1 protein-coding gene is annotated in these 256 nt (G+C 40.2%); it reads left to right on the plus strand.

Annotation, left to right across the window (positions count from 1 at the left end):
• Window positions 1-55: 55 nt before the first annotated feature.
• Window positions 56-256: hypothetical protein (locus tag R2R70_RS21565; RefSeq protein WP_410979133.1), on the plus strand; the 201-nt coding region annotated here is incomplete at its 3' end.

The raw sequence follows: 256 nt of genomic DNA on the forward strand, positions 1-256 counted from the left end.
AAAGTTGATGCTTTTGTAATAGCGCTTTTAATTGCACTAAATAAGCTTGGGTCTGTTGGAACATAACCACCCTCTTTATAAGTTATGCAGCAATTATACCCTGTTCCCACAAAGCTCGCTATGGCGTATAATTAGTGCAATTTTGCAGTTAAAAACGACAGGGAAAACAATGAGTGATCAAATAGCAACCTTAGGCCAACTTTTAGATGGTGCTGGCACGCAATGGCGGGCTTTTGATATTGGCAGGCACATTACT

Source organism: Cobetia sp. SIMBA_158 (genome assembly GCF_046566945.1).
Lineage (GTDB): Bacteria > Pseudomonadota > Gammaproteobacteria > Pseudomonadales > Halomonadaceae > Cobetia > Cobetia amphilecti.